The sequence below is a fragment of the Cytobacillus sp. genome (assembly GCF_964223445.1).
Lineage (GTDB): Bacteria > Bacillota > Bacilli > Bacillales > Cytobacillaceae > Cytobacillus.
In genome coordinates, this window is the sequence record NZ_CAXQGS010000088.1 from 22,276 (window position 1) to 37,527 (window position 15,252).

Consider the following 15,252-nt stretch of genomic DNA (forward strand, 5'->3'; position numbering starts at 1 on the left):
AATCCGCGAAACTAATCGGATTTGCCTCTTTATTTTTATAACATTGAAAATGACTGCGGATGAATTTTTTTAGCTAATTTGATAGCTCCTTCAATCAGGCGTGGTGATGGCCTGCAAAAAAGTTCTTCTTCCAGAATCAGGACTTTGTTCTGCTTAACTGCTTCCATTTCACTCCAGCCTGGACGTTTCAGAATAACTTCCGGATTTACCTTTTCTCTTCTGACACCGACCCACGCGAGACAGATATAATCAGGCTGGCGATTTAGGACATCTTCCCAATCAGTCTGTATACTTGCCAGCTCAACATCCCTGAATAAATTCGTTCCACCGGCAATTTCACTGATTTCCGTCAGCCAATTGACCTTGCCCGGTGTAAATACGGGCTTGGGCCACCATTCCCAATAGAGGCTAGGTTTTTTTTCAATCCTGCTTGAGATGAGCTTAAGTTCCTCTATTTTTGCAGCAAACTCTTTAGCAGCCAAAATGCCTCTTTCAGGCTTCCCAATTTTTTCAGCTGCAAAAACCAGGTCCTGTTCAATATCTGCCAGGCTTTGAGGATTTAAAACAATGTGGGGAATCTGCCTTTTTTCAAGCTCCGCTACATTCTTTTCCATGCCGGGTACACTAAGGGATGCGAGCACAAGATCAGGCTTCAATTCTTCCACTTTGTCCATATTAATAGACAAGTCAGGGCCAAGCCGGGGCAGCTTGGAGATTTGGCCGGGCCAATCCGAATAATCGTCCACCCCCGCGAGCATATCAGTAAAACCCAAGTATTCCACTAATTCCGTATTGCTTGGGCATAAGGAAAGGATTTTCACTTCAAATCACAACCTTCAGGAAAATAAATAATGAAGTCCTAAAGTTAATAGGATTCCAGTCAGGCCGCCAAATAGAACTTCTATCGGCTTATGGCCCAGCAGCTCCTTCAATTCTTTCTGTTTTTCTTGGTCTTCTTTCTTCTGCCATGTCTTTGCTTCTTCAACAAATTTATTGAAGTCGGCAACAAGCTGGTTTAATACAATCGCCTGTTCCCCAGCCTGGCGTCGCACTCCGGTAGCATCAAACATCGTGATAATGGCAAATACGGCTGAGACAGCGAATACAGCGGAGTCTATTCCAGTCTCTAGTGCCACTCCGGTTGAAAGGGCAGTTACTGCTGCTGAGTGTGAGCTGGGCATTCCGCCAGTACTTGTCAAAAGGGACCAATCCACTTTTCGGGTGGCAATAAATTGAATGGGTACTTTTACAAATTGGGCAAAGAAGATGGCTGCCAATGCAGACCATAAAGGGAAATTCGTCAATAATTCCATATGAGACCACCTCTTGAGTGTATGATACTCCCGCTGCAGCTTCAAATATGCAGTTTACCGGAACTGCCGAAAGCTATACTAACTAATATTCTCCAACAGATTGTTCCTTCCTGCAAGCTGATCTATTTTAAGTTTTTGTTAATCGATGCTTTTTCTGAAAATAAGCTGTTGCTGTCATTGAAAACAAAAGAAGCCATTCAAAGGCATTTATGGCAGCTTCACTTTCAATTGGAATATCAATGGCGCTTCCGATAATCATCAATGCAGTTCCGGAAAAAAACCAGAACCAGCCCTGTTTGCGCCAAACAACAACAGATGCCGCCAGCAGCACAGCAGATACAATCAGCACCATAAGGGGAGGGCCTCCTGATGTCTCTGAATCTGAATAACTAAGAACGCCAAATTCCCATTTTGGTTCCAGATTAAGTCCGAATACTTCAGCAGCAAGTTCCAGAATAATTAATCCTGCTGTAAGCAAATAGGCCATCGATTTGGATGTGCCTGTTTTGGCCCATTCTAGATCTGCTTGTTTTAAAGTTTTCCAGGAGTAAAGGACAAGCAGTGGGGTGAAAAAAGCGTGTATCCAAAAACGGGCATAATTCAGATGCTTTAAAATATTGCCCTCCCCGATAAAACGGCCGGCAGCCAGAATAGCGTTATCGTAAATTAACCCGAGAAGAACAGGAAGCAGGAAAGCAGCACTAATGGAGCCATTGTCTTTTGCAGCACATAGCGCCCAGAAGAATAGCAGGATATATCCCGCTGCAAAGGCTGCAAATAATAGAGGATCCATATCATTCTCCTTTCTGTCTCTATTTTCTTTACCCAATAATTAAAGAATATACTTAAGGATTGTACATATAGGATAATCACTTTCGTTTTTGTTAAAATGAAAGTGATAGGAAGTTCTGAACATGGGGTGATTTCATGGAAGATTATCCTCTTGAATATTACGAATTCTTTGTCAGTTTCAATGAAGGTGACTATTACACATGCCATGATCTTCTTGAGGAAATATGGATGACTGACAAAGGCAATCTATTTTTGAAAGGCCTGCTGCAAATGAGTGTCAGCATCTATCATTATGAATACGGCAATGTCAAAGGAGCAAGGCTGATGATGCAGGCGGCACAGGAATACTTGCAGTCTTACCGGCCAAAACACTGGGGGATTAATCTTGAGCATGTGTATGGATTTATTGAAGAATGCCTCTCTATTTTTCCGGAAGATATCGATCGGATCCCATTTGAAATGATAGAAACTCTTCCTAAACTGCCGCAGCTGGTGCTATATTTGGAAGATTAGCAAGAGCAGAAACATCATAAAATTAGATAGTCGAAATAATTTAATATTTTCGATATAATAAGATGAAAAATATATTATGGGGGTGCGAGAATGTTTTCAGTAAAGAAAGAGTTTGACTTCTCAGCCGAACAGGAATGCCTGATTGTTGGTGTCTTCGATAAACCAGCCAGGTTTGAAGGTGTGCTGGCCCGTGCAGATGACCAATTTGACGGCCAGCTGACAGAACTGGTGAAAAGCGGGGATATTTCTGCCAAGAAAAAAGCCATTGCAAAAATACATACTTTTGGAAAAATCGGGCCTAAACGATTAATTACAGTCGGCCTAGGAAAAGAAAAAGAATTCAGCTTTGAAGAGTTGCGTGAAGCATTGGGCAGGGCATTCAAGGAAGTGAAATCGTCCAGGCTTCAAAATGCGGGTGTTTACCTTGATACATTTATTGGAGGAAATGTTGATGCGCTTGATGCAGCCCATGCAGCCAGCGAGGCGTTTGCTCTTTCCACCTATAAATTTGAAGATTACAAACAGAAGTCGAACGAACCCGAAAAGGAAGTTGAAAGTATTGCCGTTTTTTGTGAAGCCGCAGATGAGGAAGATGTAAAGGCCTCCCTTACTGTAGGGTATGCCCACGGGAAAGGAACGAACTCAGCCCGTACATTAGTTAACCTGCCAGGCAATATGCTGACTGCCACTGATCTGGCAAATTACTCTTCTGAACTGGCATGGAGATACGGATTTGAAGTGGAAATCCTTGAAAAAGAAGATATGCTTAAGCTTGGCATGGGTGCTCTTCTGGCAGTTAATCAGGGATCAGCAGAGCCTCCTAAGATGATTGTCATTAAATATCAGGGCAAGGAGGAATGGAAGGATGTCATCGGCCTGGTGGGCAAAGGAATTACCTTTGATACAGGAGGCTATTCCCTTAAGCCGAAAGACGGCATTGTCGGGATGAAAACCGACATGGGCGGTGCAGCCGCTGTGCTTGGCGCAATGGAAGTCATCGGCGAACTGAAGCCTGAACAAAATGTTGTCGCTGTTATTCCTTCTACAGATAATATGGTGAGCGGAACAGCTTTTAAGCCGGATGATATCATAACATCCATGAGCGGGAAAACCATTGAAGTCCTTAACACGGATGCAGAAGGGCGTTTGGCTCTTGCTGATGCGGTCACATATGCAAAGCATCATGGAGCAGATTACCTGGTGGATGTTGCAACTCTGACTGGCGGTGTCATCGTTGCACTGGGGGAAGAAACAACTGGTGCATTAACCAATAATGAAGAGTGGTTTGAGCAGGTGCTGGAAGCATCCTATGAAGCTGGCGAACCAATCTGGCGTCTGCCTCTTTTTGAAAAAGATAAAGAAAGAATCAGAAGCAGCAAGGTTGCGGACCTGAACAATTCGCCTGGACGTGCCGGCCATGCCATTATGGGCGGAGGATTTGTAGGTGAATTTGCCGAAAACACACCATGGGTGCATCTTGATATTGCAGGTACAGCCACAACAGCCAAAAGCCATGATCTTGGACCAGACGGCGCGACAGGCGTTATGGTGCGTACATTGGCACTGCTGGTTGAAAGGTTTGAAGCAAACTAACGATGAATTCAGAACTCCGGAGAAATCCGGAGTTTTTTTGCAGTTTTTTAGCTTGAATTCTCAATGGAACGGTGAAAATGAACTTTACCCGCCGGTTAACCTGAAATACCGGCCAAAACCCTCAATTTATCCGCCCAATTCCTAAAAAATACCGGCGAAAACAGCGTCTGGCGCAAACTCCCATTTTCGAATCTCCCCAAAATCATTGACACGAAAAGTGGAAGTATGATAGTTTAATACTTGTGTTTTAGTTCTCTACCAATTTAGCGGAGTAAAGTAATGGGATATAAGTACAGAAAGAGGGTATCATCATGAATGCAGTTATACTTGCAGTTTTGATTATGCTTGTTCTCAGCCTTTTGCGTGTCAATGTGGTTCTGGCCCTAGTGGCTGGAGCATTGGCAGGCGGGCTGGCAGGCGGTTTAAGCATAGATAAAACAATTGAAGTTTTTTCAAATGGGCTCGGCGGCAGTGCAGAGGTTGCATTAAGTTATGCGTTATTGGGCGGATTTGCCTTAGCCATTTCCGCAGCCGGACTTCCGAATCTATTAGTGGAATGGGTTCTGGCAAAGGTCGGAAAAGACGGGGAATCCAGAGGGAAAACCTTATCAAAGGCACTTATCATATTTTCTATTTTATTAATGTCTATTTTTTCTCAGAATCTGATTCCAATTCATATTGCGTTTATTCCGATATTAATTCCCCCTTTATTGAAGGTTATGAATGAGCTCGAAATGGACCGCCGGCTGATCGCATCTGTATTGACATTTGGTTTAACAGCTCCGTATATACTGCTTCCTGCGGGATTTGGCCAAATTTTCCACGGAATACTCGCGGAAAATATGGAGAATAGCGGATTGGCTGTGGAAATGGCAGACATCCCGAAAGCCATGCTTATTCCTGTAGCCGGCATGGCAGCTGGTCTTTTAGCTGCATTATTTGTTTACCGTAAAAAAAGGGATTATCGCCCATCAGAATTAATGGAGACGGAGAAAGGCAACTATTCAAAAAAGAGCATTATTTTTTCTCTCATTGCGATTGCAGCAGCTCTCATTGTACAGCTGCAGCTGGATTCAATGATCTTTGGGGCGCTGACAGGTATTTTAGTTATTTATATCAGCGGAGCTATCAAATGGAACGAGGCAGATCAGCTTTTAACAGAGGGCATGAAGATGATGGCATTTATTGGATTTGTTATGCTGGCTGCATTTGGATTTGCAGATGTTTTAAAAGAAACAGGCGATGTTGAAAGCCTTGTTGAACAGGCGGCAGGAATCATCGGTGATAATAAATCACTAGCTGCATTGCTTATGCTTCTTGTCGGCTTACTTGTTACAATGGGGATTGGATCTTCATTCTCAACCATCCCGATTATTGCAACCATATTTGTGCCGCTTGCACTAGAGGTTGGCTTCAGTCCGATGGCAACTATTGCTCTAGTAGGGACCGCCGCTGCTCTTGGAGATGCCGGTTCGCCTGCGTCAGATAGTACATTGGGGCCTACAGCAGGCTTGAATGCAGATGGACAGCACAATCACATATGGGATACTTGTGTGCCAACATTCCTTCACTACAACATTCCGCTCATCCTGTTTGGATGGCTGGCGGCAATTATCTTATAATTTTAAGCAGCTTCCATAAAGGGGGCTGCTTTCTCACTGCTTTTATCAGTTCGTAAACTAGGGTACGATAAAGGAAAAAGAACTGAGGTGGCTTCAGTGTATTTTGGGAAAATCAGAAAACCGGCCTCAAGCCGGGTACCGCCAAATCAAAATGTTTCGACTGCCTTTCCTGTACTGCACTATGGAAATGTTCCGCATTATAAGGATATGCAGGAATGGAGTCTGCAGATATTTGGGGAAGTGGAAAAGGAATTATCCTTTTCGCATGAGGAGGTAATGAACCTTCCTCAGACACAGTACAAAAATGATATCCACTGTGTTACGGGCTGGTCAAAGCTTGATAACGTTTGGGAGGGAGTCTCCGCCGCTGAAATTGCCAGGCAGGCAGGTGTAAAAGAAACCGCACAATTTGTAATCCTCCATGCGGAAGAAGGTTGGACAACGAACCTCCCCATTAAAGATTTTTTAAAAAGCACAAGTCTGCTTGCCCATACCCATAACGGTGAGCTCCTGACTCCTGAACATGGGTTTCCACTAAGAGCCGTGATTCCGCATCTTTATTTTTGGAAAAGCGCAAAGTGGATTAGAGGCATCGAGTTTTCTGAAATTGACAAGCCTGGATTTTGGGAGAAAAACGGCTATCATAACTATGGTGACCCCTTCCGTGAGCAGCGATTCAGCTGGGATGATTAATCAGCATAAAGCGTTACATCACGTAACGCTTTATTGCCTTTTAAAACCCGAATAGCATAGTAAAAATATTTTTCTTTTTCAATTTCTTCCTGGGCTTCTCCTGATCAAAAACCAAAAGGGTGTCAGCGGGGATGCTTCGGCTTTTTACAGCAGTCCTGGCTTCAAGAACCTCAATCCGTTTGAGCAGGCGTGCATTCTCTTTTTGCAGCTCTTCTATTTCGCTGCGGTGCTGCAGCAGCTGATAGGAGACAACATCATCCGCTTTTCCGTTCAGCCGCTGTTCAAGCTCACTGATCTTCAAATATATTTTCTCCATGGCTGGTTCCGCTGTTTCTCCCTGAACCGTACCTTTTCTGGCCTTTTTGCCATTTACCGTAACGTCCTGCAATATAATCCCCTGGTTAAGCTGATCCTGCACCTGCTTAAGCAGGTTAATATCTTCTTCCGTAAATAAGTAATGGCCTAGTTCATTGCGTTCCGTCCGGAGTCCCAGTTGTTTAACCCATCGCTGAATAGTGCTTGGCGAAACTCCTAACAATTTGGCAGCAGCACTTGTGTTCATTCTGATCCCCTCCCGTTTTCACAATGGATTCTATCCGGATAACGGGAAGTCCTTCCAGGCTGACAAAACAAGTTTTCTTTCGGCAAAGATAGTGCGGATTTTACATTTTTTTATCATCCTGATTTACGGATTTTGAATTCATATATAGACATTTTTCTGTCATCCAGCCTATTGCGCCGCCAATTAGGGCGCCGCCTATTACATCAGAAGGGTAATGGTGGCCAGCCCAGATACGCGCGAAGCCTGTAAGGGCTGAAACCCACAGCAAAATACGACCTAAAAATCGATTGCCGTAAAAAATGACGATAGAGGCAGCAAATGACACCACTGTATGTTTGCTTGGAAAACTGGAATCTCTTTTGGCTGGGATCAATATGCCAATCTTGTTTTTTATGAAGGGGCGGGGCTTAAAATAACAAATTTTAATGATCTTGTTTACCAGGATAGCGATCAGGGAAGCTGCAGCCGCTTTTTTAGCGGCTGTTTTGGAGGGGCCTTTTGCCAGCCACATGCATCCCAGTACAAATAAAAATAAATACCTTGCCCTATTTGATAAAAGAATCATTAAAAAGTCCATGAAAGCAATACGTCCGGACAACCGGTTGATTGCCTTGAAAATCTTCATGTCCATTAGTAGTCTCCTTTGCTCTTGTCATTAGGCTTATTCCTGCTGTCAGGCTCTCTTTTGGGAGGGACTTCAAACTTTTGTTCATTATCTTATTATTTGCAAATCTGCACTTAAAAACACAATTTCAGTAAAGACATTAAAAAAATAAAACCATGCAGCAGCTGCATGGTTTTAAAAGCCTACACATAGAATAAATCTTTAAACACAAATGAAGCGAAACCCATATAGGCACTGATGGTATGGCCGCTTATAATATAATTTGGGTAATTCCAGAAAGTCATTAAGATACCTCCTTTAAACGTGAATCCCCTGCAGATGCAGGGGAATGGAATATTATATTTGTCCTGATCTTGATGACAGCCATTTGTCCATGTAGTCAGGAACTTTTCCTTCTGAAGTAAGGTTGGCATGTCCCCCCTGAAGCAGATGAAAAGTTTTATCAGCGCTTGACACGAGGTCCATGACCGGAAGAATCTGCTCTTTTGGAACAAGGCGATCATTATCCGAAGCAACAGCGAGTAAATTAGCTTTAATAGCACTGAGAACAGCCTTCTTATCACCGATGGTTAATGTGCCCTTCACAAGCTTATTTTCTTTTGCAAGATCATGATTGATTTGCTTCAGCGCTGCCCCGGCAAATGGAATATGGCCATTGGTCCAGGTGTTAAACCGTTTCCACCTGGATGCGTATGCTTCATCGTCGCCCCTCGCCAGCAGCGATAAATAAGGAGAGTAATAAACGGGTGAAGTAAATAGCCGCATACCAGATTTGATGGCAAAGGCGGGGATAAGTCCCCATGCATCAAAAATGGAATCCAGGCTGCCTCCTCCATTCCGCAATTCTTCTGCCCATTTATCAAAGACAGGCACGGTGCTGAAATCAACTGGTGAGACAGACAATACTAAGTTTTTGACCGGCTCCTCCGCAATGGCCGCATAAATGGCTGCAAAAGTGCCGCCCAGGCAAAAGCCCATTACGGTTATTTCCTCTGCTCTGGCGTGATATAAAGCTCTTTTTACTCCCTTTTGGATGTATTCCGTAATATAGTCATTCATCGTAATGTCTTTATCCTCATAACCGGGAGTCCCGAAATCCAGCAGATAGACATCGTACCCGCTGTTAGCCAAAGCTTCGATTAAACTGCTTTGCGGCCCCAGATCTAAAATAAATGGCTGATTGACAAGCGAATAAACCAGGAACACCGGAATTCTGTATTTTTTACTGGAAGGGGCATAGTGCCAGAGCGTTGCCTTGTTTTTTTTCCAGACAGCAGTCCTGGGAGTTAAATGAATCTCCGGATCGGGCTGAACCATGGTCTTAAAGAATCCATGCAGTTTTTTGGAAGCGGTATGTTGTGCCATTTATTTTCCCGCGCTTTCACTGCTGCCAAGTGCTTTTTTTATTTCTTCTACTGATTGAGCCAATGCAATGACTTTTTCGTCAATCAGATCCATTTTTTCTTCAGCCTGCACAGTTAATTTTGCTGCGTTTGCCACGTCTGTCTTGGTAGGGAAATTAAGAGGGATGGATAGTGTCTCAATAGCTTCCTGGAGTTTTTTCATGCTTGCAGCGGTCACCTCGGAACGGGTGATCAGATTTTTAAATATTTCTTCCTTGTTAATAGAGTTCTGAATGGATTCGTTCAGTTCTCTTTCCACTTTTGTCCCTACCTTTTTTATTGCCTGTAATAGGGCTTCAGTATGGTTAATAGACATAAACATTCTCCTTTCTATGAAGTCAATCCAGGGAAATCAACGGACTCAGAGTGACACTGTCATTCCTCCATCTACGACTAGAACCTGCCCTGTCACGTAATCAGACGCTTTGGATGATAAGAAGACAGCAGCTCCTTTTAAGTCATGTTCACTTCCAAATCTTCCGGCAGGAATTTTTCCGAGAATAACTGAACTCGATTTTTCCAGGACCTTTGTTATTCTGGTAGGGAAGAAGCCGGGAGCAATAGCATTCACTTGAATGCCGGCAGGTGCTAATTTTACAGCTAAATCCTTCGTAAGTGCGATAACAGCTCCTTTACTTGTACTGTAGGCCACTGCATCAAGAAATGCGGAATGAGTACCCCTCAATCCATTTACTGAAGAAATATTGATGATTTTGCCGCTGCCCTGCTTCGTCATCACTTTTGCCGCAGCCTGTGAAAATAAAAACAGTCCCTTTAGATTCACATTCATGACTTTGTCCCATTTATCAGCAGGCAGTTCAAGAAATGGCGCAACCCAGGATGTTCCGCTATTATTAATGAGAATATCAATGCTTCCAAATGTCTCTAAGGTCTTGCTGATGACCATTTGAATGTCTTCCTCATTGGTTATGTCACATTCAATCGCCAGAGATTTAACTCCCTTTGCTTCAAGGCTTTTTCTTACATGCTCACATGCTTCAATGCTTCGTGAGCAGACGACAACATTTGCTCCTGCTTCCCCAAGTGCATTTGCCATTTGCTCGCCGAGTCCGCGGCCTCCTCCTGTTACAATTGCTGTTTTATTGCCTAAATGAAATAACTCGTTCAATTTCATCGTTATCCCTCCCTTAGTCTTTTTAAAAATCAATCCTTCTGAATAAAATAGACTTCGATATAGTATAGACAAGTTAACTCCATGTGGTGCTAAAATTGTATATTTGCCTTGTCCCAAAATGTATAAGGAAGATAAAAACAGAAAAGGCTGGATAATATAGAGGAGGGGGGCTTAAAAGGTGGAAAGGGAGCAAATAGAGGAGCTATTTGAAGATAGCGGATATCACGGTTTAAACAGCAAGCTTGCCTATAAAATCTGGTTGACCGGGGTATGGGATGAAGAGGATGAAGACAAAATTGAAGCTTTTATAGATGCTTATTCTTTTGAAGGAGAAGCAATATTAACTGACAATTTTCTCTATCACTATCGAATATTTGCCTATATTCACGATAAAAATGAAGGTTCGTTATTCCATCGGCAGATATTTTAGTATCACAGCTTAAAACCAAAAACAAACACAGATTCAGGACCTGTGTTTGTTTTACATATACAAAATAAGAAAGTATAAAACTTTGAACTTCGATAATTTTCTGGCTCCGGGCTCCGATAAGCGGGCGCCTGGGGCTTTTCTTATCAGCCAGCTTTCTTAAGCTGCTTATTTGCTGCTTTATAGTGGTTTTCAAAGAATTCATTAGTATCTTTAACAACCACTTTGCTTAAAAGGATTAATGCAATTAAGTTAGGAATCATCATTAATGCATTTGCCATGTCAGCGAAGGCCCAAACGGTAGTTAAGTTGGCAACCGCACCAATTCCAGTCGCAAAGATGTAAATGGCACGGTATCCCATTATTCCTTTTGTGCCAACCAGGTACTCAAAGCATTTTTCGCCGTATACATACCAGCCGACGATTGTTGAGAAACCGAAGAATATAACAGAGAATGCAACGATATATTCACCCGCTGTTCCAAGGACATGAGTAAAGGCTGCACTTGTTAATGCCCCGCCGTCAAGGCTGCCATCGTGCGCCACACCAGAGATCAATCCTCCTGTTGTATCCCAGAAGCCAGTCATGATAAGCACCAGTCCAGTCATCGTACAAACAACGATTGTCACAATAAATGTGCCAGTCATCGCAACAAGAGCCTGTTTTACAGGGTGGTCTGTCTTGGCGTTGCCTGCGATTAACGCTGCGGTACCAAGACCGGCTTCGTTAGAGAAAATACCCCTTGAAACACCATTCTTGATCGCTTCAGATACTACAACACCGACAAAACCGCCAGTCGCTGCAACCGGATTGAAGGCATAGTAGAAGATAGTCTGGAAACCAGGAATAATTTGATCATAATTAACAGCCAAAATAATTAAAGCACCGCCAATATAAAGAACCGCCATGACTGGTACAAAGAATCCAGCAACTGTACTAATACGCTGAATGCCTCCAAAAATGATTAAACCAGCCAGTACAGCAAGAATGACACCTGTAATCCAATTATTAATTCCGAATGAAGTATCCATAACTGCTGCAATCGTATTCGATTGAACACTGTTTCCGATTCCAAGTGCTGCAAATGCTCCAAAGATTGCAAATGCAACTGCAAGCCATTTGAACTTTTTGCCAAGACCGCGTTCAACATAATACATTGGTCCGCTGGAGTACTCGCCATTTGCGTTCTTCACCCGGTATTTCATTGCCAGCAAGGCTTCGGCATATTTGGTTGCCATTCCCAGCAGGCCAACAATCCACATCCAGAAGATGGCCCCTGGTCCTCCAAGTGTAATCGCAGTGGCAACCCCGGCGATATTACCATTGCCAATTGTTGCTGCGAGGGCTGTCATAAGCGCCTTAAAGTTACTGACATCACCCTCATCATTAGATCCAGCCTGTCCTTCTCTGGTAAACCCTAATTTAAACGCATATATCAGCCTTCTGAATTGAAGGCCCTTCAGCATGAATGTTAAAAGAACACCAGTACCAAAAAGCAAAATCAAACTTGGTGTGCCCCAGAGCACCCCGTTAATTTTATTAAGCGTCTCAAGCATAAATTCCATCGCCTCCTATATGTTAACGCTTTCAATTGCTGTGAACAAAACTATTATTATATGCTTTTTTTGTGAACATGTCCTATTGTAAAATTATCTGAATATAACTTCAAGTCAAATGGGAGAAGTAAAACTATTAGCAATTTTTTAAAAAAGGAGGTCGGGCACCGAGCGAAATATGTCGAATGGCTTGATGGCTTTGGTAGAGTGCAGGTTGGGATTGAGGTATAATATAATAGGATAGAAAAAGTGAATTGGCGTTTAAAGGAGTTTTACGATTGGGTGATGATAAAATGGAAAAAGATCCGTTTAAGAGGGCATTTAGTGATCTGGAGGAATTGGTAGATAAGATTCGCGATGTCCTGGAATGCCCTGTTACAATAGAAGATGTTAACCATCGCCTGCTGGCCTACAGTACACATGATGACCAGACAGATACCGCGAGAATCGCAACAATCATCAGCAGAAAGGTTCCTGAAAAGGTGATCAATCGTTTATGGAAAGAACGTGTGATTCCTCAGCTGATGCAAAGCGGAGAACCACTTAGAATCCCTGAAATAAAGGAAATAGGGCTGGGAAATCGGGTAGCCATTTCCATACGCAATCATAATGAAGTATTAGGCTACATTTGGGCAGTCGAAGAAGAAGCCCTGTTAACAGAAAGCAAGCTGAACCTGCTAAAGCTTGCTGCAAAGTCTGCAAGGACGGAAATGCTGAGATTAAACGCCCAAAAGAAAAAAAGAGCTGAGGGATACCGGGATTTTTTCTGGGAACTGTTAACCGGCCATTTCCATACTCATGATGAAATCGCAGAAAGATTTGAGGACTTAAGCATTAAACCGCCAACGCCGTTTGCTGTACTTGTCTTTAGGTTTAAAGAAGAAGTTACCTCTAAAATAGAACAAAATATCATTTATCTGATCACGACGAGCCAAAAGGTTCATATAACCTTTCATGCAGCGATGGGAAATGAATTTATTATACTGGCTGCGCCGCCGGGACCTGCTCTTTCCGAAAATGCTTTTATAGACTTCATCCATTTTTTCATTGATCAAATGAAGACACGATTTAACATTGATCATATTAGCGGGGCAACTGGAACAACTTATCAGCACTATGAGAAAGTTGAAAAAAGCTATCAGGAGGCACTGCAGGTCCTGCGTCTTAAAGAACAATTTCCGGAAGAGATCCATCATGTCTATAGCTATCAGCAGCTTGGCATTTTCCGCTATCTTGATGCCATACTCGAAAAGAAACGGCTGGAACCATATGAGCATCCGGCTATCGAAAAGCTTAACAAATACGATCTTGAGCATCGGACCAATCTGCTCACTACTCTGGAAGCCTTCATTGATCATGACAGCAATGTGAATGAAACAGCTAAAAAGCTGCATATCCATATGAATACTTTGAATTATCGCTTAAAGAGGATAACCGATATCGGGGAAGTTGATTTGAAGAATACAAATACAAAACTTTCATTATATCTTGAACTTAAAATCCGGAGAATCGAAAAGAAGAGCCCCCATTTGTAGATTTTCACAAATGGAGGCTCTTTTATTTTACCGATTCAACAATGACAGCGCTTTATTAAAATTATTATACTGTCAATAGTAAATATCATATTTGATAGATTGAAAGGGGATTTTTCCATGATTATTGGAGTACCTAAAGAGATTAAAAATAACGAAAACCGTGTTGCTGCAACACCAGCAAGCGTTGACGCATTAGTAAAAGCCGGACATAAAGTATTTGTAGAAATCGATGCAGGAATTGGAAGCGGTTTCACAAATGAAGATTATACAGAAGTAGGAGCTGTTATCGTAGATACTGCTGCAGAGGCATGGGCTGCTGAAATGGTTATGAAGGTTAAAGAGCCTCTAGCTTCAGAGTATGGTTATTTCCGTGAAGGTTTGGTACTTTTCACATACCTTCACCTTGCAGCAGAGCCAGAGCTTGCAAAAGCATTAACTGAAAAAGGTGTTACAGCTATCGCCTATGAAACAGTAGAAGTAAACCGCACATTGCCTCTTCTTACTCCAATGAGTGAAGTTGCAGGACGCATGTCTGCTCAAATTGGAGCTCAATTCCTCCAGAAGACAAATGGCGGTATGGGTATTCTTCTGGCAGGTGTTCCAGGCGTTTCACGCGGAAAAGTTACCATCATTGGCGGCGGTGTAGTTGGAATCAACGCAGCGAAAATGGCAATCGGGCTTGGCGCACAAGTTACGATTATCGACTTAAGCCCGGAACGTCTGCGCCAGCTTGACGATATCTTCGGAAACAGCATCCAAACTTTAATGTCTAATCCTTTCAACATTGCACAAGCTGTTAAAGATGCTGACCTGGTAATTGGTGCGGTTCTAATCCCAGGAGCTAAAGCGCCTAAGCTTGTAACAGAAGAAATGATTAAAACAATGAAGCCTGGTTCAGTAGTAGTTGACGTGGCGATTGACCAGGGCGGTATTTTTGAAACAGTTGATCACATTACAACTCATGACAACCCAACTTACGATAAGCATGGCGTTGTTCACTATGCTGTTGCGAACATGCCTGGTGCCGTACCAAGAACATCTACAATTGCTCTTACAAACGTTACAATCAACTACGCGCTGCAGATTGCAAACAAAGGCGTTATTAAAGCTATTGAAGACAATGCAGCACTTAAGCTTGGCGTTAACGTTGTAAACGGCAGCATCACATACCCAGCGGTTGCGAAAGATCTTGGCTATGAGTATGTTTCTGTCGAAGATGCATTTGCTAAAGTAAAAGCAGCTAACTAATAGATCTTAAATCCCCTTGGCCAGAGGCTAAGGGGATTTTGTTTTATGCATAGTTGTTTCCGCTTATCTAGTGCTGTCTAGCTCCAGGCGCCATCGTCTCGAGGTCATAAGCTTGTCTAGTTTCGGCTCCTAGGGACTCGAGGTCATAAGCCGTTCCCTTCCAGAAGGAAAAAACCCCTTCTTTCAGGGACCGTCTTATGCTAGTCGTCCCTGGGCAGTCGCCTCAACATTTCTT

General features: G+C 42.9%; 16 protein-coding genes. 7 read left to right on the forward strand and 9 right to left on the reverse strand.

Features of this window, described 5'->3' with window-relative positions:
* Positions 1-35 precede the first annotated feature (35 nt).
* The 3 genes from ACEQ1T_RS16125 to ACEQ1T_RS16135 all read right to left on the reverse strand — a co-directional run bounded on the left by ACEQ1T_RS16125 (position 36) and on the right by ACEQ1T_RS16135 (position 2,106).
* Positions 36-821 carry a cobalamin-binding protein gene (locus ACEQ1T_RS16125; RefSeq protein WP_206840337.1) on the reverse strand — a complete coding sequence of 262 codons (786 nt, stop codon included), beginning with the start codon at positions 819-821 and terminating at the stop codon, positions 36-38.
* A gap of 15 nt (positions 822-836) precedes the next feature.
* On the reverse strand, positions 837-1,313 hold the full coding sequence (locus ACEQ1T_RS16130) for a divergent PAP2 family protein (RefSeq protein ID WP_206840339.1): 477 nt from the start codon (positions 1,311-1,313) through the stop codon (positions 837-839).
* Positions 1,314-1,440: 127 nt separating this feature from the next.
* Positions 1,441-2,106: a hypothetical protein gene (locus ACEQ1T_RS16135; protein WP_370223730.1), complete on the reverse strand. Its 666-nt coding sequence runs from the start codon at positions 2,104-2,106 to the stop codon at positions 1,441-1,443.
* Between the two features lie 134 nt (positions 2,107-2,240).
* On the opposite strand from ACEQ1T_RS16135, the gene ACEQ1T_RS16140 reads away from it, so the two are divergent.
* The 4 genes from ACEQ1T_RS16140 (at position 2,241) to ACEQ1T_RS16155 (ending at position 6,526) form a co-directional block, all read left to right on the forward strand.
* Positions 2,241-2,618, forward strand: a complete 378-nt coding sequence (locus ACEQ1T_RS16140; RefSeq protein WP_206840341.1) for a DUF309 domain-containing protein — start codon at positions 2,241-2,243, stop codon at positions 2,616-2,618.
* Between the two features lie 90 nt (positions 2,619-2,708).
* Entirely contained in the window at positions 2,709-4,211 is a 1,503-nt protein-coding gene (locus ACEQ1T_RS16145; RefSeq protein WP_370223731.1) for a leucyl aminopeptidase, read from the forward strand.
* A gap of 311 nt (positions 4,212-4,522) precedes the next feature.
* Positions 4,523-5,833 carry a Na+/H+ antiporter family protein gene (locus ACEQ1T_RS16150; protein WP_370223732.1) on the forward strand — a complete coding sequence of 437 codons (1,311 nt, stop codon included), beginning with the start codon at positions 4,523-4,525 and terminating at the stop codon, positions 5,831-5,833.
* Between the two features lie 96 nt (positions 5,834-5,929).
* The gene (locus ACEQ1T_RS16155; protein ID WP_370223734.1) at positions 5,930-6,526 is read left to right on the forward strand and encodes a sulfite oxidase-like oxidoreductase; all 597 of its coding nucleotides are present in this window, start codon (positions 5,930-5,932) and stop codon (positions 6,524-6,526) included.
* A 40-nt stretch (positions 6,527-6,566) separates the two neighbouring features.
* On the opposite strand, the gene ACEQ1T_RS16160 is transcribed toward ACEQ1T_RS16155, so the two are convergent.
* The 5 genes from ACEQ1T_RS16160 to ACEQ1T_RS16180 all read right to left on the reverse strand — a co-directional run bounded on the left by ACEQ1T_RS16160 (position 6,567) and on the right by ACEQ1T_RS16180 (position 10,251).
* Positions 6,567-7,088 (reverse strand): MerR family transcriptional regulator, encoded by a 522-nt coding sequence (locus ACEQ1T_RS16160; RefSeq protein WP_206840345.1) that lies wholly within the window; start codon positions 7,086-7,088, stop codon positions 6,567-6,569.
* Between the two features lie 100 nt (positions 7,089-7,188).
* Positions 7,189-7,719 carry a phosphatase PAP2 family protein gene (locus ACEQ1T_RS16165; RefSeq protein WP_370223735.1) on the reverse strand — a complete coding sequence of 177 codons (531 nt, stop codon included), beginning with the start codon at positions 7,717-7,719 and terminating at the stop codon, positions 7,189-7,191.
* A gap of 330 nt (positions 7,720-8,049) precedes the next feature.
* Complete coding sequence (locus ACEQ1T_RS16170) at positions 8,050-9,078, reverse strand: alpha/beta fold hydrolase (protein WP_206840347.1); 1,029 nt, start codon at positions 9,076-9,078, stop codon at positions 8,050-8,052.
* Positions 9,079-9,432: a hypothetical protein gene (locus ACEQ1T_RS16175; protein ID WP_244671203.1), complete on the reverse strand. Its 354-nt coding sequence runs from the start codon at positions 9,430-9,432 to the stop codon at positions 9,079-9,081.
* A gap of 45 nt (positions 9,433-9,477) precedes the next feature.
* Positions 9,478-10,251 carry an SDR family oxidoreductase gene (locus tag ACEQ1T_RS16180; protein ID WP_206840349.1) on the reverse strand — a complete coding sequence of 258 codons (774 nt, stop codon included), beginning with the start codon at positions 10,249-10,251 and terminating at the stop codon, positions 9,478-9,480.
* A gap of 178 nt (positions 10,252-10,429) precedes the next feature.
* Between ACEQ1T_RS16180 and ACEQ1T_RS16185 the strand changes: the two genes are divergently transcribed.
* Entirely contained in the window at positions 10,430-10,681 is a 252-nt protein-coding gene (locus tag ACEQ1T_RS16185; protein ID WP_206840350.1) for a hypothetical protein, read from the forward strand.
* Between the two features lie 143 nt (positions 10,682-10,824).
* On the opposite strand, the gene ACEQ1T_RS16190 is transcribed toward ACEQ1T_RS16185, so the two are convergent.
* A complete protein-coding gene (locus ACEQ1T_RS16190) occupies positions 10,825-12,234 on the reverse strand; it encodes an alanine/glycine:cation symporter family protein (RefSeq protein WP_370223737.1) in 1,410 nt (469 codons plus the stop codon).
* A gap of 278 nt (positions 12,235-12,512) precedes the next feature.
* On the opposite strand from ACEQ1T_RS16190, the gene ACEQ1T_RS16195 reads away from it, so the two are divergent.
* On the forward strand, positions 12,513-13,769 hold the full coding sequence (locus ACEQ1T_RS16195) for a PucR family transcriptional regulator (protein WP_370223738.1): 1,257 nt from the start codon (positions 12,513-12,515) through the stop codon (positions 13,767-13,769).
* A 117-nt stretch (positions 13,770-13,886) separates the two neighbouring features.
* Positions 13,887-15,017 carry an alanine dehydrogenase gene (ald, locus tag ACEQ1T_RS16200; RefSeq protein WP_206840353.1) on the forward strand — a complete coding sequence of 377 codons (1,131 nt, stop codon included), beginning with the start codon at positions 13,887-13,889 and terminating at the stop codon, positions 15,015-15,017.
* Positions 15,018-15,252 lie beyond the last annotated feature (235 nt).